Source organism: Planococcus ruber, from assembly GCF_022819085.1.
GTDB classification, from domain to species: domain Bacteria; phylum Bacillota; class Bacilli; order Bacillales_A; family Planococcaceae; genus Planococcus; species Planococcus ruber.
This window is the reverse complement of the sequence record NZ_JALHAG010000011.1, coordinates 72,362-96,269: the sequence shown is the minus strand read 5'-3', so window position 1 is coordinate 96,269 and position 23,908 is coordinate 72,362. Positions and strand designations below refer to the sequence as shown.

24 protein-coding genes and 1 other annotated feature (1 of these 25 only partly in view) are annotated in these 23,908 nt (G+C 47.0%); of the genes, 21 read left to right on the top strand and 3 right to left on the bottom strand.

What is annotated here, in order from left to right; genetic code table 11:
- Nucleotides 1-80 precede the first annotated feature (80 nt).
- Entirely contained in the window at nt 81-1,802 is a 1,722-nt protein-coding gene (locus MTR82_RS13205; RefSeq protein ID WP_052653287.1) for an ABC transporter ATP-binding protein, read from the bottom strand.
- Nucleotides 1,803-1,952: 150 nt separating this feature from the next.
- Here MTR82_RS13205 and MTR82_RS13200 point away from each other — a divergent pair, with 150 nt between their 5' ends.
- The 9 genes from MTR82_RS13200 to MTR82_RS13160 all read left to right on the top strand — a co-directional run bounded on the left by MTR82_RS13200 (nt 1,953) and on the right by MTR82_RS13160 (nt 9,872).
- The gene (locus MTR82_RS13200; RefSeq protein ID WP_246809432.1) at nt 1,953-2,819 is read left to right on the top strand and encodes a DUF6612 family protein; all 867 of its coding nucleotides are present in this window, start codon (nt 1,953-1,955) and stop codon (nt 2,817-2,819) included.
- A gap of 250 nt (nt 2,820-3,069) precedes the next feature.
- Entirely contained in the window at nt 3,070-4,020 is a 951-nt protein-coding gene (locus tag MTR82_RS13195) for an ABC transporter permease (protein ID WP_246809431.1), read from the top strand.
- Nucleotides 4,013-4,963, top strand: a complete 951-nt coding sequence (locus MTR82_RS13190; RefSeq protein WP_052653283.1) for an iron chelate uptake ABC transporter family permease subunit — start codon at nt 4,013-4,015, stop codon at nt 4,961-4,963. The genes MTR82_RS13195 and MTR82_RS13190 overlap by 8 nt, the downstream gene beginning before the upstream one ends.
- Complete coding sequence (locus MTR82_RS13185; protein WP_052653281.1) at nt 4,960-5,721, top strand: iron ABC transporter ATP-binding protein; 762 nt, start codon at nt 4,960-4,962, stop codon at nt 5,719-5,721. Before MTR82_RS13190 ends, MTR82_RS13185 begins: the two co-directional genes overlap by 4 nt.
- Nucleotides 5,722-5,742: 21 nt before the next feature.
- Nucleotides 5,743-6,702 carry a siderophore ABC transporter substrate-binding protein gene (locus tag MTR82_RS13180; RefSeq protein ID WP_246809430.1) on the top strand — a complete coding sequence of 320 codons (960 nt, stop codon included), beginning with the start codon at nt 5,743-5,745 and terminating at the stop codon, nt 6,700-6,702.
- Nucleotides 6,703-6,945: 243 nt separating this feature from the next.
- Complete coding sequence (locus MTR82_RS13175; RefSeq protein WP_246809429.1) at nt 6,946-7,248, top strand: antibiotic biosynthesis monooxygenase family protein; 303 nt, start codon at nt 6,946-6,948, stop codon at nt 7,246-7,248.
- 158 nt (nt 7,249-7,406) lie between these two features.
- Nucleotides 7,407-8,474 carry an ABC transporter permease gene (locus MTR82_RS13170; RefSeq protein WP_246809428.1) on the top strand — a complete coding sequence of 356 codons (1,068 nt, stop codon included), beginning with the start codon at nt 7,407-7,409 and terminating at the stop codon, nt 8,472-8,474.
- A 4-nt stretch (nt 8,475-8,478) separates the two neighbouring features.
- Nucleotides 8,479-9,156: an ABC transporter ATP-binding protein gene (locus tag MTR82_RS13165; RefSeq protein ID WP_052653273.1), complete on the top strand. Its 678-nt coding sequence runs from the start codon at nt 8,479-8,481 to the stop codon at nt 9,154-9,156.
- Nucleotides 9,157-9,257: 101 nt separating this feature from the next.
- Nucleotides 9,258-9,872 (top strand): phosphatase PAP2 family protein, encoded by a 615-nt coding sequence (locus MTR82_RS13160; protein ID WP_246809427.1) that lies wholly within the window; start codon nt 9,258-9,260, stop codon nt 9,870-9,872.
- 45 nt (nt 9,873-9,917) lie between these two features.
- On the opposite strand, the gene MTR82_RS13155 is transcribed toward MTR82_RS13160, so the two are convergent.
- Nucleotides 9,918-11,201 carry an ammonium transporter gene (locus MTR82_RS13155; protein WP_246809426.1) on the bottom strand — a complete coding sequence of 428 codons (1,284 nt, stop codon included), beginning with the start codon at nt 11,199-11,201 and terminating at the stop codon, nt 9,918-9,920.
- A gap of 12 nt (nt 11,202-11,213) precedes the next feature.
- Nucleotides 11,214-11,555 carry a P-II family nitrogen regulator gene (locus tag MTR82_RS13150; RefSeq protein ID WP_052653267.1) on the bottom strand — a complete coding sequence of 114 codons (342 nt, stop codon included), beginning with the start codon at nt 11,553-11,555 and terminating at the stop codon, nt 11,214-11,216.
- A 148-nt stretch (nt 11,556-11,703) separates the two neighbouring features.
- Here MTR82_RS13150 and MTR82_RS13145 point away from each other — a divergent pair, with 148 nt between their 5' ends.
- The 12 genes from MTR82_RS13145 (at nt 11,704) to MTR82_RS13090 (ending at nt 23,644) form a co-directional block, all read left to right on the top strand.
- Nucleotides 11,704-12,345, top strand: coding sequence for a uracil-DNA glycosylase (locus tag MTR82_RS13145; RefSeq protein ID WP_052653265.1), 642 nt, complete (start codon nt 11,704-11,706; stop codon nt 12,343-12,345).
- A gap of 161 nt (nt 12,346-12,506) precedes the next feature.
- On the top strand, nt 12,507-13,316 hold the full coding sequence (gene zupT / locus MTR82_RS13140) for a zinc transporter ZupT (protein WP_052653263.1): 810 nt from the start codon (nt 12,507-12,509) through the stop codon (nt 13,314-13,316).
- Nucleotides 13,317-13,368: 52 nt separating this feature from the next.
- On the top strand, nt 13,369-14,316 hold the full coding sequence (locus MTR82_RS13135; RefSeq protein ID WP_246809425.1) for a DUF4003 family protein: 948 nt from the start codon (nt 13,369-13,371) through the stop codon (nt 14,314-14,316).
- Between the two features lie 109 nt (nt 14,317-14,425).
- A complete protein-coding gene (locus MTR82_RS13130; protein WP_246809424.1) occupies nt 14,426-15,643 on the top strand; it encodes an MFS transporter in 1,218 nt (405 codons plus the stop codon).
- Nucleotides 15,644-15,796: 153 nt separating this feature from the next.
- Entirely contained in the window at nt 15,797-16,651 is an 855-nt protein-coding gene (locus MTR82_RS13125; RefSeq protein WP_246809423.1) for a GNAT family N-acetyltransferase, read from the top strand.
- Between the two features lie 221 nt (nt 16,652-16,872).
- On the top strand, nt 16,873-17,841 hold the full coding sequence (locus tag MTR82_RS13120; protein WP_246809422.1) for an ABC transporter ATP-binding protein: 969 nt from the start codon (nt 16,873-16,875) through the stop codon (nt 17,839-17,841).
- Nucleotides 17,841-18,476: an ABC transporter permease gene (locus tag MTR82_RS13115; protein ID WP_246809421.1), complete on the top strand. Its 636-nt coding sequence runs from the start codon at nt 17,841-17,843 to the stop codon at nt 18,474-18,476. The genes MTR82_RS13120 and MTR82_RS13115 overlap by 1 nt, the downstream gene beginning before the upstream one ends.
- 12 nt (nt 18,477-18,488) lie before the next feature.
- Nucleotides 18,489-19,391, top strand: a complete 903-nt coding sequence (locus tag MTR82_RS13110) for a glycine betaine ABC transporter substrate-binding protein (protein WP_052653251.1) — start codon at nt 18,489-18,491, stop codon at nt 19,389-19,391.
- A gap of 156 nt (nt 19,392-19,547) precedes the next feature.
- Complete coding sequence (locus tag MTR82_RS13105) at nt 19,548-20,696, top strand: thiolase family protein (protein ID WP_246809420.1); 1,149 nt, start codon at nt 19,548-19,550, stop codon at nt 20,694-20,696.
- 18 nt (nt 20,697-20,714) lie between these two features.
- Nucleotides 20,715-21,485: a 3-hydroxyacyl-CoA dehydrogenase gene (locus MTR82_RS13100; RefSeq protein WP_246809419.1), complete on the top strand. Its 771-nt coding sequence runs from the start codon at nt 20,715-20,717 to the stop codon at nt 21,483-21,485.
- Between the two features lie 31 nt (nt 21,486-21,516).
- Entirely contained in the window at nt 21,517-22,665 is a 1,149-nt protein-coding gene (locus tag MTR82_RS13095; protein ID WP_052653245.1) for an acyl-CoA dehydrogenase family protein, read from the top strand.
- Nucleotide 22,666: 1 nt separating this feature from the next.
- Nucleotides 22,667-23,644 carry a CaiB/BaiF CoA transferase family protein gene (locus tag MTR82_RS13090; protein WP_246809418.1) on the top strand — a complete coding sequence of 326 codons (978 nt, stop codon included), beginning with the start codon at nt 22,667-22,669 and terminating at the stop codon, nt 23,642-23,644.
- Nucleotides 23,645-23,756: 112 nt separating this feature from the next.
- Nucleotides 23,757-23,908: a binding site (T-box leader), on the top strand (it continues 81 nt past the right edge of the window).

The window sequence follows — 23,908 nt, the reverse complement described above, 5'->3', positions numbered from 1 at the left end:
ACAGGGACCGGAAAGCCTGTTTTATTTGATGGGCCACTGCAAAAAAAGCCGGCCCTCCAAAGAGAGCCGGCTTTTAGCCGTTAAGATTGCTGGAATTGGATGCGGTGAAGATTGGCGAAGATGCCGTTTCGTTCGATCAACTCGGCGTATCCGCCTTGTTCGGCAATGCCGTCTTCAGTCACTACAATGACCCGGTCTGCGTCGCGGATGGTTGCCAAGCGATGGGCAATGACCAAAGTCGTCCGGTTTTCAGCGAGCTCCGTAAGAGCTTCCTGGATGACGCGTTCTGTCTCCGTATCGAGAGCGGATGTCGCTTCGTCCAAAATCAGGATTGGCGGATTTTTCAAGAACATGCGGGCGATCGCAAGGCGCTGTTTTTGGCCGCCGGATAATTTCAATCCGCGCTCGCCGATCTGTGTTTCATAGCCTTGAGGAAGCTTGTTGACGAAGTCTTCCAAATGGGCTTTTTTCGCTGCGGCCAGAATTTCTTCATCAGTGGCGTCACGCCGGCCATAAGCGATATTTTCGCGGATCGTGCCCGTGAACAAGAACACATCCTGTTGGACGATGCCGATATGGGAACGGAGCGAGTGCTTCGTCATATCGCGGATATCGATGCCGTCAATCGAGATGCTGCCTTCTTGAATATCATAGAAGCGTGGAATCAACGAACAAATTGTTGTCTTCCCAGCACCTGAAGGTCCAACAAAAGCGATTGTTTCGCCAGCGCGCAGCTGCAAATTGATGCCGTTCAATACTTGTTTATGGTCATCATATCCGAAATGGACATCATCGAAGACGATATCGCCTTTCAATCCGCTGACATCCACAGCATCTTTGCGGTCGACAATATCGGGCGCTTGCTCAAGCAATTCCTGGAAGCGGCCAAATCCGGCCATTCCTTTCGGATAGAGCTCCAACAACGCGCTGATTTTATCAATCGGCTTAATCAGAACGTTCAAGAATAGGACGAAGCTGACCAATTCCCCGTAGGAAAGCTGGCCTTGGTAGTTCAGCCATGCGCCGTAGACAAGAACGATCAATGTCAACAGCCGGGTCATCATATAAATGCTCGAATGAGTCGCAGCCATGACTTTATAGGCGACAAGCTTCGCTAAGCGGAAGCGGCCATTGTCATTCTTGAATCGGCTGATTTCAAATTCTTCATTCGTGAACGATTGAACCACGCGGGCTCCGGAAACGCTGTCTTCCACACGTCCGTTAACGTCTGCGATTTTCCCGTACATATTGCTCCAAGCGGTGTTCATCTTAATATTGCAGTAAGTGATGAGCCAGATCAGGAACGGGATGACAATCAGCGTCACAAGCGCAAGCTGTGGGTTGATCCAGAACATAATGCCGAATGCGCCGAAGAACGTCATGATGGCAATAAAGAAATCTTCCGGGCCGTGGTGGGCGAGCTCTCCGATATCAAACAAATCGTTTGTGATGCGGCTCATGACATGACCGGTTTTCACATTGTCAAAAAAACGGAAAGACTGGCGCTGCACATGTGTGAATAATTCTTCCCGCATATCCGTTTCGATATTGATCCCGAGCTTATGCCCAAGGTAGCTGACGATGTATTGCAGGAAAGTGCTTAAAACGAATACCGCGAGCAACAGCACACTGACGGTGACGATGCTATTCCATTCGCCGCTTGGCAAAAGTTCATCGATAAACCACTGGACTGCTACAGGGAAAGCTAATTCCAAAATGGCGACAATTACAGCACTCGAAAAGTCGATGATGAATAATCGCTTATGCGGCTTGTAATATTTAAAAAAGTTTTTTAATCTCATTTCGACGTCTCCTCATGAAGTTTCTACTTGACCTAAACAAAAGTATAAGCGATAAATCAAAAATAAACGAATGCAATTTCAAAATTCGAAATAAATATTGAAACTTTTTCCAAAGATTTTCGTATTAGTAGACAAGACGAATTGGAAAGGATGATTCAATTGAAAAAATGGGCAATGGCAATGAGTGCGGGGATTTTAACGCTCGGCTTGGCTGCATGCGGAGAAACGGCAGAACCGGCACCGGGCAGCGAAGGCGAGAAAGGCGCAGACAGCGATTTAACTTTAGAAGAAGTTTTTGCAAAAACAAATGCTGCTTCTGAAGAAATCAACAGCTTGCATGCCGATATGACAACGAGCCAAATGATGACAGTAGAGTCAGCGGGAATGGAAATTGAAACGGTTTCCGATATTTCAATGGACATGACAATGGAGCCGATGGCGTTTTATCAAACAGGCGAAACAAAAATGAATTCTGAGGAAATGGGCGAGATGCCGCCGATGGCGATGGAGATGTATTACACAGAAGAAGGCATGTATATGTTCGAACAGACCATGCAGACATGGATGAAAATGCCGTCAACTGAAATGGAACAGCTGCAAACCATGATCGATCAGCAGACAGCAGATCCGTCTAAACAAATGGAGGAGCTGGAAGCTTTCAAAGATGATTTTACATTTGAACAAACGGCAGATGATTACGTGCTGAAATTAAATGCTTCCGGTGAAGAGTATCAAGAATTGATCGGTGAACAGATGGAGCAGATGCTTGGGCAAATGGATATGGAAGTGCAAACGGTTTTGGAAGGCATGACGATCAATGAAGTAGCTTATGAAATCTTCATTGATAAAGAAACGTTCTTGCCGAGTGTGATCAACATTGATATGGATCTGGATATGGAAATTGAAGGGGAATCCATGAACATCAAATCAGTAGTGGATTCTGAGTACAGCAAATACGGAGAAATCGATGCCATTACAGTACCTGCTGAAGTTGTAGAGCAGGCGCAAGAAATTTAATCAAACAGTCAAGAAGCTGCAAGCTTGCCGTATCCGGCAAACTTGTAGCTTTTTTTCTAACATTCGAATACAGATTTGAAATAAGGAAAGGAAAGGTTAAAACGGCCCTTTCTCATCTAAATGAAAATTATTCTCAATTATTCATTGACTCTTCTCATCAAACTGCTATACTAAAACTTGTGAGTAAGTGATAATGATTATCATTCTCTAATCAATCAATAGTTTTATTGAACACGGATGAGGGGCAGTTATGAAAAAACGTTATTTAATACCAGCACTGATCATACTGTCTGTTATTTCGCTGTTTGTCGGCGTCAGCAGTATCAGCATCATTGATCTGCTCGACTTCCAATCGGAGGAGACGCAGATTTTCCTGATCAGCCGTCTGCCAAGGCTGGTCGCCATATTGTTGGCGGGTGCAGGGATGAGTATGGCAGGACTCATCATGCAGCAACTGAGCCGCAATAAATTTGTGTCTCCGACGACGGCAGGTACACTCGATGCCACTCGACTGGGGATTCTCGTCTCGATGCTATTGTTCGCCAATGCTTCGATGCTTGAGAAAATGACAGTGGCATTCGCATTTGCACTTGCCGGAACGTTTCTGTTTATGCAAATTCTTGACCGCATCAAATTCAAAGATGCTATATTCATCCCGTTAGTCGGACTGATGTTCGGAAATATCCTTTCATCCATTACGACATTCTTCGCTTATAAAGCGGATGTCATCCAAAACATGTCGGCATGGCTGCAGGGTGATTTTTCGATGATCATGAAAGGGAGCTATGAGCTTCTCTACATCAGCATTCCGGTCTTTATCATCGCGTATATTTATGCGAACCGCTTTACCGTAGCCGGAATGGGAGAAGATTTCTCGAAGAACCTTGGATTGAAATACCGTAGTGTTGTCAATATCGGCCTGGTGCTTGTGGCATTGATTACCGCAACTGTCGTCTTGACGGTTGGTATGATTCCGTTTCTTGGGTTGATCATCCCGAATATCGTTTCGATTTTCAAAGGTGATCACCTTCAAAAAACATTGCCGCACACGGCGATGCTTGGGGCCATTTTCTTGCTGGCATGCGATATTTTAGGAAGAGTATTAATTTACCCGTATGAAATTTCCATCAGTTTAATGGTCGGTGTCATCGGCAGCTTTATTTTCCTCTTCCTTCTGTTTAGGAGGAAAGCCTATGCGTGATTTACATAAGATGCTCATATTGGTCGGTTTGGCATTAGCGGCTTGCGGCGTCTACCTGTTCCAAGACTTGAACGGAAGCTTCGATTATGCCTTGCCTAGGCGCGGCGTAAAAGTATTCGCCATGGTCCTTACCGGAGTGGCGATTGCGTATGCGACCGTGGTTTTCCAAACCATCACGCATAACCGGATCCTGACTCCGAGCATCATGGGCTTGGATTCGCTTTATATGATGCTTCAAACGCTGCTGATCTTCTTCTTGGGATCAGACCATATCACCATTATGAACAAACAAGTCAATTTTGTTTTATCGATTGCAGCAATGATTGTTTTTGCTTTGCTGTTCTATCATCTGCTTTTTAGAAAAAACAATCAGCCGATTTACTTCCTTCTATTAATAGGCATCATTTGCGGAACTTTTTTCGGAAGCATCTCGACGTTCCTGCAAGTGCTGATCGACCCGAATGAATTCCAGATTGTCCAAGATCAGATGTTTGCGAGTTTCAATAACGTCAATTCGGATCTGGTCTGGCTTTCGGTCATCGTAATCGCCTTATTGATCGTGTTTGCCTGGAGGTATAATTCATCTTTGGATGTATTGTCTCTCGGGCGCGATACGTCAATCAACCTCGGCGTCGACTACGATGCACTCGTAAAAAAAATGCTCGTATTGGCTGCAGTACTGATTGCCATTGCGACGGCTCTTGTTGGACCGATTACGTTCTTCGGTTTGATTGTGGCCAACTTATCGTATCAATTCTTTAAAAGCTATAAACATTCGGTTATCATTCTCGGTGCTGCTGTCATTAGTATTGTTGCGTTAGTGGGCGGCCAATGGATAGTGGAGCGTGTGTTCACGTTCAATACTACCTTGAGTGTCATCATTAACTTCATCGGTGGAGTTTACTTCATCTACTTACTATTAAAGGAGAGTCGATCTAATTGATTCAAGTTCGCGAACTGACAAAGTTATACGGCAAAAAGCAAGTGGTGGAAAATGTTTCGGTTGATATTCAACGCGGCCAGATCACGTCCTTCATCGGACCGAACGGCGCGGGGAAATCCACGCTGCTTTCAATGGTCAGCCGGCTGTTGGATGCCGATACAGGAGAAGTGCTCATCGATTCGACGAACACGAAAAAATTGAAATCCAATGAGTTCTCCAAGCGTGTCTCGATCCTGAAACAGTCCAACTTCATGAATGTCCGTTTAACGATCCGCGAACTGGTTTCTTTTGGCCGCTTTCCGTATTCAAAAGGCCGGTTGAACGAAGAAGACGAAAAAATGGTCGATCAAGCGATTGACTACATGGATTTGAAGGAACTGGAGAATTCCTACATGGATGAATTATCTGGCGGCCAGCGCCAACGCGCTTTTATAGCCATGGTGATTGCACAAGATACGGATTACGTTCTGCTTGATGAACCGTTGAATAACCTGGATATGAAGCATTCCGTTCAAATCATGAAAATCCTTCGCCGCCTGGTCGATGAACTGGGCAAGACCGTTATCATTGTCTTGCACGACATCAACTTTGCATCCGTCTACTCCGACCGCATTGTCGCCTTGAAAAATGGCCGTGTCGTCAAAGATGGTCCGACAGAAGAAATCATTCAAAGTGCAGCATTAAAAGAAATCTATGACATGGATATTCCGATTCAGCAAATGGACAATTGCCGCATCTGCGTCTACTTCAATTCTTAAAAAAGAGGAGCTCGAATAAAAATGAAAAAATGGTTATTGATCGCATTTACATTAATGATGGTCGCTTTCTTAGGAGCTTGCGGTTCAGATGATGCAACAGATGCCAACGCAGCTAAAGCAGATACAAAAGAAGAAGCTGAAACTGAAACAGTTACAGTGGCACATGAACTTGGCGAAACAACTTTTGACAAAAATCCTGAAAAAGTAGTGGTCTTTGACTTCGGAATTTTGGATTCAATGGACAAATTGGGAATCGAAGCAGTAGCGGGAGTTCCTCAGGCAAACATTCCAACGTATTTGGAAAAATACAGTGATGCAGAGAAATATGAAAATGTCGGCACATTGAAAGAAGCTGACTTTGAAGCTATCCACGCATTAGATCCGGACTTGATCATCATCTCAGGGCGCCAAGCGGCAATGTACGAAGAATTTGCGGATATCGCGCCAACCATCCACATGGGTGTGGACACAACAAAATACATGGATTCTTTCACACAAAACATGAACACGCTTGGAGAAATCTTCGGTAAAGAAGACCAGGTTAAAGAAGAATTAGCAGCAATCGATACGCAAATCGAAGACTTGAAAACAAGTGTAACTGACGAAAAAGCATTGATCGTTTTAGCGAATGAAGGCAAAGTAAGTGCATACGGTGCGGCATCACGCTTCGGGATCATCCATGACGTATTTGGTGTAAAACAGGCTGACGAAGGCATCGAAGCTTCAACTCACGGCCAAAGCATTTCGTTCGAATACATTTTGGAAACAAACCCGGACATGATGTTCGTGGTGGACCGCAACGCGGCAGTAGGAAATGATGCAAGCGCCAAGGACTCACTTGAAAACGAATTGGTGGAAAAAACAACAGCTTATCAAAATGATAAAATCATCTATTTGGATCCAGACTTCTGGTACCTATCAGGCGGCGGATTGCAATCTGTCAGCCAAATGGTAACAGACATCCAATCTGCATTTGAGTAAGAAAAGCGGAAGCGCCCGTGTAGCCCCAAAAGGCATAAGACGGACCGGCGAAGCGGCGCATTTTGCCACATAGCTGGGATGGCTTATGACCCGAGGGGCTGGGCGCTAGAGTCTGGACAATAAGAAAAGCAAAGGTCCTGCGGAACCAGGTGCTGGAGCTGGCTAGAAAAACAACACTTAGCGGGCTGCTTACCGCTGAGTGTTGTTTTATAAAATGCGAAAACCGGGAATGGAGAGTTGGATATGTTTGTACAAATGAAGCGTTTTATCGTGAAAGAAGGAACGTCCGATCTTGTAGTTAATCGTTTCGCAGGGCAAAATAAATTGGCGGAACAGCCAGGGTTTATCGACCGGACGATTCTAAAGAAAAACATTCGCCGCGGCGATGAAGAAGTCATTTTGTATGTGCGCTGGGAATCGCAGGCAGACTGGAAAAATTGGGAGAAGCACCCCGACCACATTGCCGGGCATAAAGCGAACATCGGCAAGCCGAAGCCGGAGCACATCCTTCAGGTAGAGCAAAAAACATACCATGTGATGGAATAGCGTACTCAAAGACAGACTGTCACAAGTTTGTCTTTTTTCATTTTCAAAAAGAGGGTTTAAATCGCGAAAATGGGTATATAATAAATGTATAGGTTTTGTATAACTTAATAGGCAGTTTGGAAAAGTGCCTAACATATCAAATAATAGGAAGTGGAAAGATGTTTTTAGCCTGGAACGAAATTCAAAAAAATAAGCTTAGATTCACTTTAATCATTGGCGTCTTAATGCTTGTCGCCTATCTCGTGTTCTTTTTATCGGGTCTCGCCAACGGTTTGGCCAGTTTAAACCGGGAAGCGGTGGACAAGTGGGATGCTTCTGCAATTGTCTTAACCGAAGAATCGGATAAAAGTTTAGTGGCTTCAACGATGACGATCGACGAAGCGGAGGCGATGGAGGCTGATAAAACAGCAGTTCTTGGACAGATCAACGCCATTGCCCGGACGGATGACCAAAAAGCGAACGTTTCTATTTTCGGTATTCGGGAAGATGAATTCATCATGCCGGAAGTATCGGAAGGTGAAGCTTTTTCAGCGGGCAATGAAGTGATTGCGAGTGACACCATCAAAGAAGATGGATTTGCTTTAGGCGATGAATTGGAGTTGTCCTCTACGGATGAAAAGCTGACGATTGTCGGTTTTACAGAAGATGCCCGCTTTAATGCAGCGCCGGTTCTCTACGGAGATTTAGGCACTTTCCAACGAGTGAAGTTTGGTGAAGCGGCTGAAGCGAATGAAGACCAAATCAATGGAGTGGTCGTGCGTACCGATGACATCTCGGCCGTTACAGATAATAGCGAACTGGAAGCGATCGAATCGGAAACGTTCATTGAAAACTTGCCGGGCTACACGGCGCAAAGTTTGACGCTGAACTTCATGATTTATTTCTTATTCGCCATTTCTTCCGTCATTGTTGCGATTTTCTTATATGTGCTGACGGTGCAGAAAATCAGCATGTTCGGGGTGATGAAAGCGCAAGGAATTCCAAGCGGCTACTTGGCGCGGTCAGTCGTCGCCCAGACATTCATCTTGGCAGCTATTGGGGTAGCCATCGGGCTCATCCTGACACTGGTGACAGGAGCATTCCTGCCGGCAGCTGTACCGGTTGCGTTTGCGATTCCGACCATGTTGATCTACGGCGTCATTTTAGTGGCGGTCGCAATTATCGGGGCTGTATTCTCTGTCTTAACCATCGTCAAAATCGATCCTTTGAAAGCAATTGGAGGCTAAACAAATGGCAGTATTGGAAATGAACCAAATCAATAAAACGTTCGGCAGCGGCCACAAAAAAGTGGACGCCCTTAAGAAAACCGATTTTCAAGCAGAAAGAGGCGAATTGATCGCCGTCATCGGGCCTTCGGGTTCCGGGAAAAGCACATTTTTAACGATTGCCGGCGGCTTGCTGTCGCCGACGAGCGGAGATATTTTCATCAACGAGAAAAATATTGCTTCGCTAAATGAAAAAGAGCTTTCCAAAGTGCGCCTGAAAGAAATCGGCTTTATTCTTCAAGCGTCGAACTTGATCCCTTTCTTAACAGTGGACAAACAGATGAAGCTGTTGGATAAAGTGAAAAAAGACAATATGAACAAACAGGAACTGGAACAGCTTTATGAAGACTTGGGCATTACAGATCTGCGCAACAAATACCCATCTGATTTATCCGGAGGGGAGCGCCAGCGCGTAGCGATTGCCAAAGCGCTCTACAGCAATCCGTCGATTATTTTAGCAGATGAACCAACGGCATCTTTGGATTCAGACCGCGCTTATGAAGTGATGCAGCTTTTAAGAAACGAAACGAAAAACAAAAAAACGACTACCATTGTTGTAACCCATGACATCCGGCTGATCGAGTATTGCGATAAAGTCTATAAAATGGTGGACGGCGTTTTGAAATTGCACGAACAAAGCTGATGTGAGAAGCCCTTGGCAGCAAAAACTGTCAGGGGCTTTAATTTTGCACCAGCGGCTAAAAAAGCTATCATTGATAGTAAGAAGAAAGGGAGGTAAGGACCATGAAGCGTTTGTTTTATCCGCTCGGAATGGCGACTTTACTCGGCTTTTTTGCAATCCTTTTCAGTTATTCCAGCGAGCCTTTTCGAGAAATTGACCGCGCGATGTCGCAAAGTTTGAAGAATATGCGAGCGTTGGACGGAATGTCGCTGCTTGGCGACCAATGGGTAATCTTTGCGGTCAGTGTAGCGCTCTTCTTATATCTTTGGTTGTCCCAGCGAAATTACAGGGCAATGCTCTTTGTCGTTTTATCCGTAGGGGCAGGGAATGCGCTGAACCAGTTGCTGAAGCATCTTTTTGAGCGGGAACGCCCGGATTTTCCGCACGGATTGGAAAGCTTCAGTTTTCCTTCAGGGCATGCGATGGTTGGCCTGCTTTATCTGTTCACTGCGGCTTATTTTATTTCTGAACAGAGCCTCTCCAAAACGGCGAAATGGATTGTCTGGCTTGTTGCAATTGGCCTTACCGTAAGCGTAGGCTTATCGCGGGTCGCTGGCAGTGAACATTATTTTTCGGATGTTTTGGCAGGCTGGTGTGCGGGCTACACTTGGTTTATCGCAGTAGCGATTTGGTATGAAGCAAGGTTCCGCGCATTGAAGAAAAAAAGAAGAACATAGAAAAGCTGGCTGCGAATTTTTCGCGCCAGCTTTTTGGTTAAAGTATTATGAATTTTTTGGTGCCACGGTGTGCTTTCCAAGCTGATTAAGCCGCTCTGCAAAACTTTCGTTTACTGGGGAAGTACCGCTTAAAACATCTTGCATGGCATAAGCTTGAGATCCGTGTTCTGAGAAATCGAGTCCGCTCTCTTCGTCTTCTGCTGTGACGCGAAGCGGGATGATGGCATTCACGGCAAATAGGACAATTCCAGCTGTGACGGAAGTCCAGGCGATGACCGCGAGGATACCGACTGTTTGAATCCCCAATATTTCTGCGCCGCCGCCGTATAATAAGCCGCCTGTTGTATCAAAGAAACCAAGAGCGAGGGTTCCCCAGATGCCTGCTACGCCGTGGACAGCGACAGCACCGACCGGATCGTCCACCCGTATTTTAGAATCGAGCAAGCGAACTGCTTCCGTCATGATGATGCCTGCTAAAAGGCCAATGGCGATTGCGCCGATAAACGAGACATTGGCAGCGCCGGCGGTAATGCCGACAAGGCCGGCGAGTGCTCCGTTCATCGTCAAGGAAGGATCGATTCGTCCGAAGCGGAAACGGGTATAGACAGCTGTAGATAGAACAGCGGCAGAAGCTGCGAGTAATGTATTCAAAATGACTGGCGGCACGAGTTCCGGATCCGCAGCGAGCGTGCTGCCGCCATTGAAGCCGAACCAGCCGAGCCAAAGGATGAATACGCCCAGTGCGCCAAGCGGCAAGTTATGGCCGGGAATTGAATTGACGATTTTCCCGCTGTATTTTCCGAGGCGGGGACCAAGTTTCCATGCGGTGATGAATGCAGCAGTTGCTCCTGTCAAATGCACAACTGTCGATCCGGCAAAGTCGATAAATCCGATTTGGGACAACCAGCCGCCGCCCCATACCCAATGTCCGACCACCGGATAGATAACGGCTGTCATTGCGATCGTGACCAGGATATAAGCGCCTAATCGCATACGTTCAGCAACTGCTCCTGAGATGATGGTTGCGCAAGTAGCGGCAAAAACAGCTTGGAAGACAAAGAATCCGATATCTTCACGCCCTGCGAGTAAAAATCCGTCTGTTCCAATGAGTCCGAAACCTGAAGTGCCAAACATAAGTGCAAATCCGACGAAAAAATAAAGGATGGAGCCGATGGCCACTGTAATCAAGTTTTTCATTAAAATATTCAAAGTGTTCTTAGAACGGGTAAAACCGGTTTCGAGCATCGCGAATCCTGCGTGCATAAAGAATACTAAGATGGTGCCGAGCATCACCCACATCATATCGACTGAACTTTGAACTGCTTCCATTTGAATTCCCCCTTATCCGACTGCGACTACGCCGCGTTCTTTTGTTCTGATTCGTATGGCTTCTTCAACAGGCAGAATGAAAATTTTTCCGTCTCCAACTTCGCCGGTTGAAGCATACTCAAGCAGCGCTTCCACAATGTCTTCGACTTTCGAATCGTCGACGACCATTTCCAGTTTGAGTTTCGGAGAAAATTCCATGGTATAAGCGTTTCCTCTGAAAAGCCCGACTCGGCCTTCCTGTTTGCCGATTCCGGCGATTTCCGTAACGCTTAATCCATCGATGCCTTCTAGAGCCAAGGCTTGGCGCACATTGGCGAAAACGGAAGGGCGGATAATCGTTTCGATCTTTTTCATAGTGTCTCCTCCTTGATACGAGTTTTCTAACATTTATAATGTTAGGTTTGTTAACATATTAAACAATATATTCTGACAACGCAAGCATTAATTTTAATTTATGTTAGAAAACCTAACATTAATTTTGATTAAAGAATGGAGTGGTGAAATGTATAAATTAGCAGATGAACTGGTCGAGCTTGGAATTGAAAGGATTAAAGGGTTTCCGGTGGAAGGATTTGTCCGGGGGAGAGGGCCGGAACATCCAGCGATTATGCTGGTCGGGGAAGCTCCTGGAGAAAATGAGCTGGAAACGGGCATCCCTTTTACCGGAAGAGCAGGAAAAGAGCTGATGGCTTCGTTAAAAAGTGTGGGATTGGAAAGAGAAGACGTCTACATAACGAGTGCGGTCCGGAGCCGCCCGTATAAATGGGGGAAGAAAAAGGAGCGGGATGGGCGGATTACGGAGAGAAAATACAACCGGGCGCCTAAAAAGCAAGAAATTATAGCGCATGCTCCGCTGCTTGATGCGGAAATAAAAGACGTAGCGCCGCCCATCATTGTGACTTTGGGGAATATCGGATTGCGGCGCTTGATCGGCCCGGAAGCTAAAGTAACTCAGCTTCACGGCGTATTAATGGAAACGCCGATTTTAAGATGGGATGAAGGCAGCAAGCAATTTGTGGAAACGGAAGAAATTTATCATGTTTTTCCGACTTTTCATCCGGCAAGTGTGTTCTATAACCCGCCGGTCCGCACATTAAAAGATGAAGATTGGCAGAAACTTGGAGAGTTGTTGCGCATGAAATAAATAGAGGGCCCTAACGGCCAATTAGCTGAAAAAGCAACTAACCGCTAAATGATCCATTAATACGAATACTTAAAAATCTTTCTTAGTTGAAAAATGTTGCATAAAGGAAACATTTATCGTACAATTACCCTATTCAATTTGAATGGAAGGAAGTCGGGATTATGGATAGTGCAGTCTTGTTTGCCCTCGGTTTGACCTTGCTTGCCGGCTTGGCAACGGGGATCGGGAGCTTAATTGCTTTTTTTGCATCTAGAACAAACACAAAATTCTTATCGGTCTCCCTTGGATTTTCTGCAGGGGTCATGATTTATGTTTCCTTAATTGAAATTTTTGTTAAAGCTAAAGATTCATTGACGAATGCCCACGGTGAAAGCACGGGCTATTGGTTAACTTTGGTCGGATTTTTTGGCGGGATGATTTTTATGGCAGTCTTGGATAGAATCTTGCCGCAGTTGGGAAATCCTCATGAAGTCAAAACGATTGAAGATATGGATGAGGGTCCGACAAATGATGAATACGCACGCTTGCGGAAAATGGGAATCTTTACAGCGTTGGCAATTGGAATCCATAACTTTCCGGAAGGGATTGCCACATTTATGTCGGCTATACAAGATCCCACTTTGGGTGTTGCGATTGCGATCGCAGTAGCTATCCACAATATTCCGGAAGGGATTGCGGTATCCGTGCCGATTTATTACGCAACCGGAAGCCGGAAAAAAGCATTTCAGTACAGCTTTCTTTCCGGAATCTCTGAGCCGGTCGGTGCCTTCGCAGCTTGGCTGATTTTAATGCCTTTCTTAAGCGATACGCTGTTCGGACTAGTTTTCTCGGGAGTAGCCGGCATTATGGTCTTCATTTCGCTGGATGAATTGCTTCCTGCCGCCAAACGCTATGATGAAGCGCATCTTTCCATCTACGGCTTAGTGGCGGGGATGGCGGTCATGGCGATCAGCCTGGTCTTAATCGTATAAAATGAAACTTTACGCCTCCTGATCTCGTATGTTGAGAAAAGGAGGCGTTTTTATGGACATCGGGAAAATTGAAAGAACAGTGGCTGAAGTTTCCAAAACGCTCGGCTGGTCTGTCGATAAACGGATGGCCGTTGCCGTTGCTAATTTTTATTTGATTCACGGAAAAGAGTTTGATAGTAAAGGGCATATGGAAAGTTCAAAGGCCATTAAGAAAACCGAAGGCTGGACATCGCCTTTGAAATCGTATATGCATCATATTGCCGCCGCTTTTCTCACGTTGCAGGAGGAAGCGCCGGAAGAAGGATTGAAAAAAATCAATGCGCGGCAAGATGAATTGAATGCGGCCGGTTTCCGGCGGTCCCCCTATACTTATATCGCGGCCATGATCGTTCAGCATCCTGGAGAAGCGGAAAAGGCGAAGCGGCTGCATGAAGAAATGAAGCAGCACCATAAATTCCTGACGTCGCAGGAAGATATTCCCTATGCAGTGCTGCTTGGGCGGTTAGAAGGCGATGTGAAAGAACGGGCGGCTACCATGAATGCTTATTACAAAGACTTGCGGGAGCATGGATTTTATATGGGCAATGACCTGCAATGGCTTTCGCAGATCATGACATTCAATTCTCCCATTTACCGTCCGGATGTTGTGGGGCGGGTCGTTGCCATCCGGGATTTTTTCCAGAACGAAAAGCTGAAAATCAGGGGTGCGCAATATCCGATTTTAGGGATTTTAGCCGTTGCCGAAGCAAATGGCCAAGCCTTAAAGGGAATTATTGAAAACACGCGCCAACTGGAAAAAACGAAATCATTCAAGTGGTACAAAGACCTGGCGTTTACAACGGCTGTCCAATTCGCCATGAAAGATATGGTGGAAACGCAGGAAATGTCAGCTGTTTCTGTTTCGACATCGCTCGAAATGCTTATGCAAGCTCAACAAGCCGCCATGTATTCCAGCATCAATGCCGCTATTATTGCGAGCAGCAGCAACAATGGAAGTTGAATAGATTGAAAAATTGAACTTTTTAAAGTTCCTTGTCACCATAAGGGATAAACGGTATAGTTACTGTGTAAAGACAGTAGTATACATGTGTAAAGACAGGGGAGTTCAAATGGCTACTATAAGTGAAAAAAATACGGCGCCCATCTCAAGAAATAAATTACTGGGCGTTGCAGGTCTCGGGTGGCTTTTCGATGCAATGGATGTCGGAATTCTATCGTTTGTCATTGCGGCGCTGCACGAAGATTGGAATCTGACTACCGCTCAAATGGGATGGATCGGCAGTGTCAATTCAATCGGAATGGCTGTCGGTGCTTTTGTATTTGGCATCTACGCTGACCGTGTCGGCCGAAAAAAGATCTTTATCATCACCTTGCTGCTCTTCTCGTTGGCGAGCGGAGTTTCCGCCCTTACGACGACACTTGCAGCCTTCATCATTTTGCGTTTCTTTGTAGGGATGGGATTAGGAGGCGAACTGCCGGTGGCTTCTACACTTGTGTCTGAAAGTGTGCCGGCGAAAGAACGGGGCAGAGTCGTGGTGCTGCTCGAAAGTTTTTGGGCAGCCGGCTGGCTGATCGCGGCATTGATTTCTTACTTTATCATTCCTTCGTACGGCTGGCGCATTGCCTTGCTGCTGACCGCATTGCCGGCATTGTATGCGCTTTACTTGCGCATCAACTTGCCGGATTCGCCGCAGTTTTCAGCGAAAAAAGACGTCCTGCGCTCGATTTCGACGAACATTAAAGATGTGTGGTCCAAGAAATACCGCAAGCCGACATTGATGCTTTGGATTGTCTGGTTTACTGTCGTCTTTTCTTATTACGGCATGTTCCTTTGGCTGCCGAGCGTCATGGTATTAAAAGGGTTCACATTAATCCAGAGTTTCGGCTACGTTTTAATCATGACGCTGGCACAGTTGCCCGGCTATTTCTCGGCTGCTTGGCTCATTGAAAAAATCGGCCGTAAATTTGTGCTGGTGACGTATTTAATCGGTACGGCTGCGAGTGCGCTCGTTTTCGGGAATGCGGAAACGGTCGGCATGCTTCTTGCTGCCGGTGCGTTCTTGTCTTTCTTCAACCTCGGAGCTTGGGGAGCCTTGTATGCTTACTCGCCGGAACAGTATCCAACGGTGATCCGGGGAACGGGAACAGGCATGGCGGCTTCCTTTGGACGCGTCGGCGGAATTTTGGGGCCGTTATTGGTGGGCTCGATGCTGACTGCGGGCTACGGCGTTGAATGGATTTTCGGCATTTTCTGCGTTTCGATTATCCTCGGTGCTTTGGCGGTTGCTTTCTTGGGAGTAGAGACGAAACAAATGGAATTGGAATAATTTTTGCGCAGCCTAAACCGCACATCCGGTTTAGGCTGTTTTTTATTGATTGCAAAAGCGGAAGATGAAAAAATCCTGCCGAAAAAAAGGGATTTTCATCCTTATGGCTAATACAGTATAGAACAGAGATATGAAAAGAAATGAGTGAGGGAAATGGAATGGATCGTTTGGACGGAGCCGCTTGCATTCGCAAATAAAGTCGAGGGCCCGCTTTATCAGCGTGAAGACGTGCATAGCTTATTTTTGGGGATTCTTAGCCAGATCAAAGAAGGAAAATATGAAGAATATTTCTTGGCCACTGCAGAAGAAAATGGAAAAGTCGCAGCAGTCTGTTTAATGACGCCGCCCCACCCGCTGCAGCTCATTGTATTAGACGAGGTGCCAGGCATCGAAAAGTGGATTGCCCGCCATCTGTTGAATCTTGAAGTTGAAGTGGGGGCAGTCATAGGAGATCAAGCGGTTGCCTGGAATTTTGCGGATGCATGGACGGAGAAAAAAGGAGGAGCGGCCCGGGTCTTCATGGACCAAGGACTATACCGCACTGATTCAGTCAACCCGGGGCTTTCTAGAAGTCCAGGCGCTTGGCGAGTGGCGAATAGGGAAGATGCACCACGCTTGGAACGATGGTATTTGCTGTTTGAAGAAGAAACGGGAATTGGCGTTTCTTCCGCAGTAGAGGCCGGCCGCAAAATTGCCTCCTTCATCGGAGGCAAAGAAATTTATGTGTGGGAAGTGGATGGAGAAATGGTTTCCTGCATGAAAAAGTCTCGCCCTTCCAAAAAAGGGATCACCGTTTCATTTGTATTCACACCAAAAGAGCATCGTCGCAAAGGCTATGCAAGAACACTTGTGGCAGAAGTGACGGAAGAGCTGCTGAACGAATATGATTTTGCCATGCTTTACACCGATTTGAAAAATCCGACCTCCAATAAAATCTATCAGGAAATCGGCTATGAACAAATTGCGAACCCGGTACATTTGGTAATAGAAGAATCTTTGGACAAATAAGGCTTTGGTTCTGCAGAAACCCAACAGACAGGCGGCGGTCAAATTGAAGGGGCTAGCTAATTTCAAGGATTCTGCATGGGCAATCTGACGGGTGCATCTACTGAATCCTCCATCATTAAAAGGAGGATTTTTTTATTTTTTGCAAAGTGGGAAGGCGAGAATAATTCGCCTGGCTTAAGGGTAAAGGATTAGGTGGTGTTTGAGAGAAAGGAGCGGATGCAATGATACGTTTTGAAGGAGTCACAAAACAGTTTCCGGATGGAACGGAAGCGTTGAAAAAAGTCAGTTTAACTTTTCCGTCCCATCAGTTGACCGCTATTATCGGACCGAGTGGATGCGGAAAGACGACGCTGATGAAGATGGTCAATAAACTTGAAAAGCCGACGCAGGGCGAAATATACATTGATGAAAAGCCGATAACCGATTTGGAAGAAGTTGAGCTTCGTCGGAAAATCGGCTATGTCATTCAGCGCATTGGCTTGTTTCCACACATGACCATTAAAGAAAATGCCTCGCTGGTCCCTAAGCTTTTAGGCTGGCCAAAAGAAAAAACCGCTTCTAGGATCCAAGAATTGATGGAATTGACGGGACTGGATCCCGACACGTATCTTGAGCGCTATCCGCTGGAATTGAGCGGTGGCCAGCAGCAGCGTGTCGGTGTGGTCCGGGCGCTTGCGGGAGATCCGAATATCATTTTAATGGATGAACCTTTTTCGGCACTTGATCCGATCAGCCGAGAGCAGCTGCAGGATGAACTCCGGAATCTGCAGCAGACCATCCAAAAAACCATTGTTTTTGTTACCCATGATATGGACGAAGCACTGAAAATAGCCGATACCATTGTGGTGATGCGTAAAGGGCAAGTGGAGCAAATCGGATCGCCTGCTGAAATATTGGGCAATCCTGCAAACGATTTTGTCCGCAGCTTTATCGGCGTCGAGCGAATCCAGCGGCAGCGGCCATTTGGAGATAAGAGTTTAAGTGAATTTATCGGTTTGTTTAAAACGGAAGGGACAGGCAGTGCCCATGAAGTATCCGGCTCGCTTACGGTAAAAGAAGCTTTCGAAGTGCTGGAACAGAGCGGCCAAACCCATTTGGCCATTCGTCTAGGGGAGAGCCGCCATGTATATGCCGGTGAACGGGAATTGCTGAAAGCTGCTTTGGCAAAAGAAGAAGGTGAATTGGTTTGATGAATTTCTTCGATACATTAGTCAGCCGGCAAGACATGATCCAAACGGCTTTTCTGGAACATATTTATCTGTCTTTTGTGGCCGTGGCCATCGGCATCGCCATTGCCTTGCCTACCGGAATCCTCATTGCGAGATATCGGCGTTTTGCCGAACCGATCATTGCGGTGACCGCTATTTTTCAAACCATTCCCAGTTTGGCGCTGTTTGGGTTTTTGGTGCCTTTGCTTGGCATCGGCTCGCCGACAGCTTTGATTGCACTCATTATCTATGCCTTGCTGCCGATTTTGCGGAATACCTATACGGGGATTACAGGAGTCGACGGTTCTGTCATTGAAGCAGGCCGCGGCATGGGAATGACGCGTACACAAATTCTTCGGCAAATCGAATTGCCGCTCGCGCTGCCTTTTATTATGGCGGGCATTCGGACTGCGACTGTATTGACGGTGGGAATTGCGACGCTGGCCACTTTTGTCGGAGCAGGCGGACTTGGGGATATTATTTATCGCGGGCTGCAATCCTACAATAATTCATTAGTTCTGGCTGGAGCTTTGCCGGTTGCGCTTTTGGCCATCGGCTTTGATTTGATATTGAAATGGATTGAAAAAAGAACTACGCCGAAAGGCCTTAAACTTTAGGGGGAATCATTGATGAAGAAATCTATATTAGGAATGGCCTTGCTCACTTCTGCTGTGCTGTCGGGCTGCGGTTCAGGATCATCTGAAAGCGAACCGATCGTTATTGGCGGGAAGCCTTGGACAGAGCAGTATATTCTTCCGCATATTCTCGGGCAGTATATTGAAGCGAATTCTGAATACAAGGTGGAGTATGAAGATGGACTTGGCGAAGTGTCGATTCTAACGCCGGCTCTTGAAAAAGGCGATATTGATTTGTATGTGGAATATACGGGCACGGGATTAAAGGATGTACTGAAAGAAGAAGCCGTTTCGGGCCAGTCTTCAGAAGAAGTGCTCGAGCGTGTGCGTGAGGGCTATGAAGAAACGTTGGATGCCACATGGCTTGAACCGCTGGGCTTTGAAAATGGCTATACGTTAGCTTTTTCAAAAGACAGCGGCTATGATGCAGCAACCTACTCGGACCTTGCTGAAATTTCGAAAACGGAAGACATGACTTTTGGCGCTCCGCATCCATTCTACGAACGCCAGGGCGATGGCTATGATGACATGATCGCCACCTATCCATTCGAATTTTCGGCTACTGAAAGTTTTGACCCGGCGATTATGTATGAGGCGGTGAAAAACGGGGATGTCGATGTCATTCCGGCCTTTACAACGGATAGCCGGATCGGATTGTTCGATTTAGAGACGACTGAAGACGATCTCTCCTTCTTTCCGAAATACGACGCGGCACCTGTTGTCCGCTTAGAGGCACTGGAAGAATATCCGGAGTTGGAAGAAGTGCTGAACGGGCTTGCCGGTCAGATTACGGAAGAGGAAATGCTGGCGATGAATGCGAAAGTGGACATTGACCAGGAAGTGGCAAGCGACGTTGCGCGCGAATTCTTAATTGAAAAAGGATTGATTGAAGAATAATAGGCTTGAACCGCAGGAGAATCCGCGGTTCTTTTTTTATGGTATTTCGTAAATCCTTCTTGTACAATGATTATAATGAGTGAATAGTCATTCAATTCAATCAAATGAAAACGATTTCATTTCAATAGAAGAAAATACTAGGACGAGGTGAAAACAGTGAGAGAAGTTGTGATTGTTGAAGGAGTCCGTTCGGCGGTAGGGCGAAGAAAAGGAATGTTTTCAGAAACGCGACCGGACGAACTGGCTGCTTTAGTGCTTGATGAACTGGTGGAGAGAGCCGGAATAAGTAAAGGGCAAGTGGAAGATATTATTTTAGGCTGTGTTTCGCAAGTGGCGGAACAAGGGGGAAATGTTGCCCGCACTGCTGCTTTGATTGCGGGATTTCCCGATTACGTGCCGGGGGTTACGATTGACCGCCAATGCGGGTCGAGCCAGCAAGCCGTGCATTTTGGGGCCCAAGCCATTTTAGCGGGAGATATGGATATTGTCATTGCCGGTGGTGTAGAAAGCATGACACGGGTGCCGATGTTCTCAAATATGCAAGGAGCCAAACCCAGCACAAAACTGACTGAACAGTACGAAATCATCAATCAAGGCTTATCGGCGGAGCGGATTGCTGCAAAATGGGGATTGAGCCGCGAGCAGCTGGATGCTTATTCTGTCCAGAGCCATCAACGGGCGAAAACCGCGATTGACAACGGCCATTTTGAAAAAGAAATCGTTCCAATCGAAATTGAAAGTGAAGGCGGCGTAAAGCAGTCGGTGGCTGTAGACGAAGGGCCGCGCCCTGGGACGACGATGGAAGTACTGGGTGGGTTAAAGACCGTTTTTGATGAAAATGGCGTGATTACGGCTGGCAATGCGAGCCAGATGAGCGACGGCGCTTCGGCGGTCCTTCTGATGTCGCGCGAAAAGGCGGATGAACTTGGGCTAAAACCGAAAGCGCGCATTATCGCGCGGGCAGTTGTCGGATCTGACCCGACGCTCATGTTGACCGGTCCGATTGTGGCGACGAAAAAAGTGCTGGAGAAAGCAGGGCTGAGCATTGATGATATGGATCGCTACGAAGTCAATGAAGCATTTGCGCCAGTGCCGCTTGCATGGCTGGCGGACACAGGTGCGGATCCGGAGAAGCTCAATGTCAATGGCGGTGCCATTGCGCTGGGGCATCCGCTTGGTGCGACCGGCACGAAACTGCTGGTTTCTTTGCTTCATGAGCTGGAGCGGACAGGCGGCAAGTATGGGCTGCTGGCTATTTGCGAAGGAATGGGAATGGCGAATGCGACGATTATTGAGCGTTTATAAAGGAATGGAGGGAAATGCATGAAGTTAGCGGAAATTAGAGCAGTCGTCACAGGCGGTGCTTCAGGGCTAGGCGAAGCGACGGTGCGCCGCATCGTGAAAGCGGGCGGACAAGCGGCCATCTTCGACCTCAATAGGCAGCGGGCGGAAGCATTGATCGAAGAACTTGGAGAAGAACGGGTCGTATATTTCGAAACAGATGTCACCAATGCAGGGCAAGTAGAAACGAATTTAGCTCGAGTGGTTGAGCGGTTCGGTTCAGTTACTGCTGTTGTCAATTGCGCAGGCATTGGGACGCCGGGCAAAGTCGTATCGAAAGGCGAACCGATGCCGCTCGAGCAATTTGAAAAGGTCATCAGCGTCAATTTAATTGGGTCTTTCAATGTGATCCGCGTGGCAGCAGCCGCAATGCAAAAAAATGAACCGAATGCAGAGGGGGAGCGCGGGCTGATCGTTTCCACAGCTTCAGTTGCGGCTTACGAAGGGCAAATCGGCCAGGCGGCTTATAGCGCTTCCAAAGGAGGCATTGTGTCCATGACTTTGCCGATTGCGAGAGAATTTGCGCGTGACGGAATCCGGGTCATGGCGATCGCGCCAGGTTTGATGCAGACGCCGATGTTCGATGGGCTGCCGGAAGCGGCTGTCCAGTCGCTATCCGCTTCCGTACCATTTCCGGCAAGGCTCGGGCGTCCGGATGAATTTGCTCAATTAGTGGAAAGCATTGCTGAGAATCCAATGCTGAATGGGGAAGTCATCCGCCTCGATGGTGCGATCCGCATGCAGCCGAAATAAATAAAAAGCAAGGGATAAGGGGGAAATTACTATGGCAAAATACCGGTTTGAAGAAGAAGAACACGAAATGTTCCGCAAGTCGCTGCGCAAGTTTCTTGAAAAAGAAGCGATTCCGCAATACGGTCAATGGGAGAAAGACCATATCATTCCGAAATCGTTTTGGAGCCGACTGGGCGAAATGGGCTTTTTATGTCCACAAGTCGAAGAGCAGTACGGAGGCTTAGGCCTCGATTTCCGCTATGCGGTCATTATTGGCGAAGAATTGGAGCGGGTAGGTACGAGTTTGACCGGTGTCGGTCTTCATAATGATATTACTGTGCCGTATATCGAAGCATATGGCACGGAAGAACAAAAGCAGCGCTGGCTGCCGGGCTGCGTGACAGGAGAATACATCACAGCCATCGCCATGACCGAACCCGGTGCGGGATCTGATTTGGCGAATATCTCAACGACTGCGGTGAAAGACGGCGACAATTACATCGTCAATGGCCAAAAAACTTTTATTACAAATGGCATCAATTCGACGCACGTTGTAGTGGTCGTAAGAACAGATCCGAAGGCGGAATCCAAGCACCGCGGCATTTCCTTGCTGATGGTGGAAGAAGGGATGCCTGGGTTTACGAAAGGGCGAAAACTTGAAAAAGTCGGATTGCACGCCCAAGATACGTCGGAGCTGTATTTTGAAGACTGCATCGTGCCTGCTGCGAACCTGATCGGCGAAGAAAACAAAGGCTTCACTTATTTGATGGAAAAATTGCAGCAAGAACGCCTTGTTGTGGCAATCGCTGCTCAAACGGCTTCTGAAGAAATGCTGAAGATGACGCTTGATTACGTAAAGTCCCGTAAAGCTTTCGGCAAAGCGGTCGGCTCTTTCCAGAATACCCAATTTAAATTGGTGGAAATTGCTACGGAAATTGAACTCGGCCATTCGTTCCTGGAATCGCTGATTGAAGATCATATGGCCGGCAAAGACATCGTTTCAAAAGTATCGATGGCAAAATACTGGCTGACGGACCGGGCAAAAAAAGTGGCGGCTGAATGCATGCAGTTGCACGGTGGATACGGCTATATGGAAGAATACGAAATTGCGAGGCGCTACCGTGATACGCCTGTAGCCGCTATTTACGCTGGATCCAATGAAATCATGAAAACCATTATTGCCAAACGAATGGGCCTTTAAAATGGATGGGGCATTGCAAGGAATCCGGGTTCTTGATGTCACTTATTATGTCCCTGGACCATATGCCGGTATGAGATTGGCGGAAATGGGAGCGGAAGTCATCAAAGTGGAGCCGCCTACAGGAGATCCGGCCCGCTATATGAGCGGAGGCCATGTCCATACGGCCAACAATAAAGGGAAAACCATTGTACATCTTGATTTGAAGTCGGCAGAAGGGCGGCGGCAAATGCTTGAGTTGGCCAAAGAGGCCGATGCGTTGATTGAAACTTTCCGTCCGGGCGTGATGCGGAAGCTTGGCCTGGATTATAAAACGCTGTGCCAAATCAATCCGGGCTTGGTTTATTGTTCGCTCTCCGGCTACGGGCAGGATGGACCGCTTGCACACCTTGGCAGCCATGATTTAAATTATTTGGCATTGTCCGGCTCGCTGGATCAAATGGCGGATGCTTCAGGAAAGCCGATCCACCCAACAAACACCTTTGCCGATTATACAGGCGGACTGCTTGCATCGGAGAAAATCATTGCTGCGCTATTTGGCAGGATTCGCACCGGCAAAGGGGTTCATTTGGATATTGCCCTTGCGGAAGCGATGGCGGAATTTCAAGGCAATCATGATATCTACTTTGAAAAAGGCGTTTCGGAAAATGGCATTCCTGAAATTTCAGGGGCGATTCTGAATTACGCCATTTATGAAACAAAAGATGGCCGCTACGTCACGTTGGGTGCGCTTGAAGAAAAGTTTTGGCATCATTTCTGTGATTTCGCGGGCAAGCCGGAGTGGAAATCTTGGAGCGGCAAAGCACAAGGAACTGCCGAGCATGCTGAAGTTGCTACCTATTTCAAAACAAAAAATTGGCAAGAATGGTACCGGCTATCGCTGGAAATTGATTGCTGCCTGGCGCCGGTATTGAAAGGTTTTGAACGGCATGGGCATCCTTTCTTCCGGCAGCGTTCTGCCTCCACAAATTCTGCCCTGTGAAATGAATGACTTGACAGAATAAACAAAAGAATTTAATATGAGGGACAACTTGTTGGACGAGCGGCAAGTCTATTTGAGAGAAGAGCTTAGAAGAGTTGAGAATAGAAGAGTGTTCAAATCGAGGATTGAGACGAGTAGGCAAGCACATCTATGTAGAGAGTCAGCGGCTGGTGGAAGCTGATTGGGTGACTTGCGCGAATGGACTTAGGAGAGCTGGCCTGAAAGCGGAAGCGAGTAAGGGAGACGTAGGCCCTGCGTTAAAGG

Excerpts from the sequence above, each read along its gene's own strand:
- MTR82_RS13100 (WP_246809419.1), top strand. The coding sequence starts at position 20,715 with ATGAAGTTAGCGGAAATTAGAGCAGTCGTCACAGGCGGTGCTTCAGGG.
- MTR82_RS13160 (WP_246809427.1), top strand. The coding sequence starts at position 9,258 with ATGAAGCGTTTGTTTTATCCGCTCGGAATGGCGACTTTACTCGGCTTT.
- MTR82_RS13155 (WP_246809426.1), bottom strand. The coding sequence starts at position 11,201 with ATGGAAGCAGTTCAAAGTTCAGTCGATATGATGTGGGTGATGCTCGGC.
- MTR82_RS13130 (WP_246809424.1), top strand. The coding sequence starts at position 14,426 with ATGGCTACTATAAGTGAAAAAAATACGGCGCCCATCTCAAGAAATAAA.
- MTR82_RS13120 (WP_246809422.1), top strand. The coding sequence starts at position 16,873 with ATGATACGTTTTGAAGGAGTCACAAAACAGTTTCCGGATGGAACGGAA.
- MTR82_RS13145 (WP_052653265.1), top strand. The coding sequence starts at position 11,704 with ATGTATAAATTAGCAGATGAACTGGTCGAGCTTGGAATTGAAAGGATT.
- MTR82_RS13135 (WP_246809425.1), top strand. The coding sequence starts at position 13,369 with ATGGACATCGGGAAAATTGAAAGAACAGTGGCTGAAGTTTCCAAAACG.
- MTR82_RS13180 (WP_246809430.1), top strand. The coding sequence starts at position 5,743 with ATGAAAAAATGGTTATTGATCGCATTTACATTAATGATGGTCGCTTTC.
- MTR82_RS13205 (WP_052653287.1), bottom strand. The coding sequence starts at position 1,802 with ATGAGATTAAAAAACTTTTTTAAATATTACAAGCCGCATAAGCGATTA.
- MTR82_RS13170 (WP_246809428.1), top strand. The coding sequence starts at position 7,407 with ATGTTTTTAGCCTGGAACGAAATTCAAAAAAATAAGCTTAGATTCACT.
- MTR82_RS13090 (WP_246809418.1), top strand. The coding sequence starts at position 22,667 with ATGGATGGGGCATTGCAAGGAATCCGGGTTCTTGATGTCACTTATTAT.
- MTR82_RS13195 (WP_246809431.1), top strand. The coding sequence starts at position 3,070 with ATGAAAAAACGTTATTTAATACCAGCACTGATCATACTGTCTGTTATT.
- MTR82_RS13110 (WP_052653251.1), top strand. The coding sequence starts at position 18,489 with ATGAAGAAATCTATATTAGGAATGGCCTTGCTCACTTCTGCTGTGCTG.
- MTR82_RS13150 (WP_052653267.1), bottom strand. The coding sequence starts at position 11,555 with ATGAAAAAGATCGAAACGATTATCCGCCCTTCCGTTTTCGCCAATGTG.
- zupT (WP_052653263.1), top strand. The coding sequence starts at position 12,507 with ATGGATAGTGCAGTCTTGTTTGCCCTCGGTTTGACCTTGCTTGCCGGC.
- MTR82_RS13095 (WP_052653245.1), top strand. The coding sequence starts at position 21,517 with ATGGCAAAATACCGGTTTGAAGAAGAAGAACACGAAATGTTCCGCAAG.
- MTR82_RS13125 (WP_246809423.1), top strand. The coding sequence starts at position 15,797 with ATGGAATGGATCGTTTGGACGGAGCCGCTTGCATTCGCAAATAAAGTC.
- MTR82_RS13190 (WP_052653283.1), top strand. The coding sequence starts at position 4,013 with ATGCGTGATTTACATAAGATGCTCATATTGGTCGGTTTGGCATTAGCG.
- MTR82_RS13115 (WP_246809421.1), top strand. The coding sequence starts at position 17,841 with ATGAATTTCTTCGATACATTAGTCAGCCGGCAAGACATGATCCAAACG.
- MTR82_RS13165 (WP_052653273.1), top strand. The coding sequence starts at position 8,479 with ATGGCAGTATTGGAAATGAACCAAATCAATAAAACGTTCGGCAGCGGC.
- MTR82_RS13200 (WP_246809432.1), top strand. The coding sequence starts at position 1,953 with ATGATTCAATTGAAAAAATGGGCAATGGCAATGAGTGCGGGGATTTTA.
- MTR82_RS13175 (WP_246809429.1), top strand. The coding sequence starts at position 6,946 with ATGTTTGTACAAATGAAGCGTTTTATCGTGAAAGAAGGAACGTCCGAT.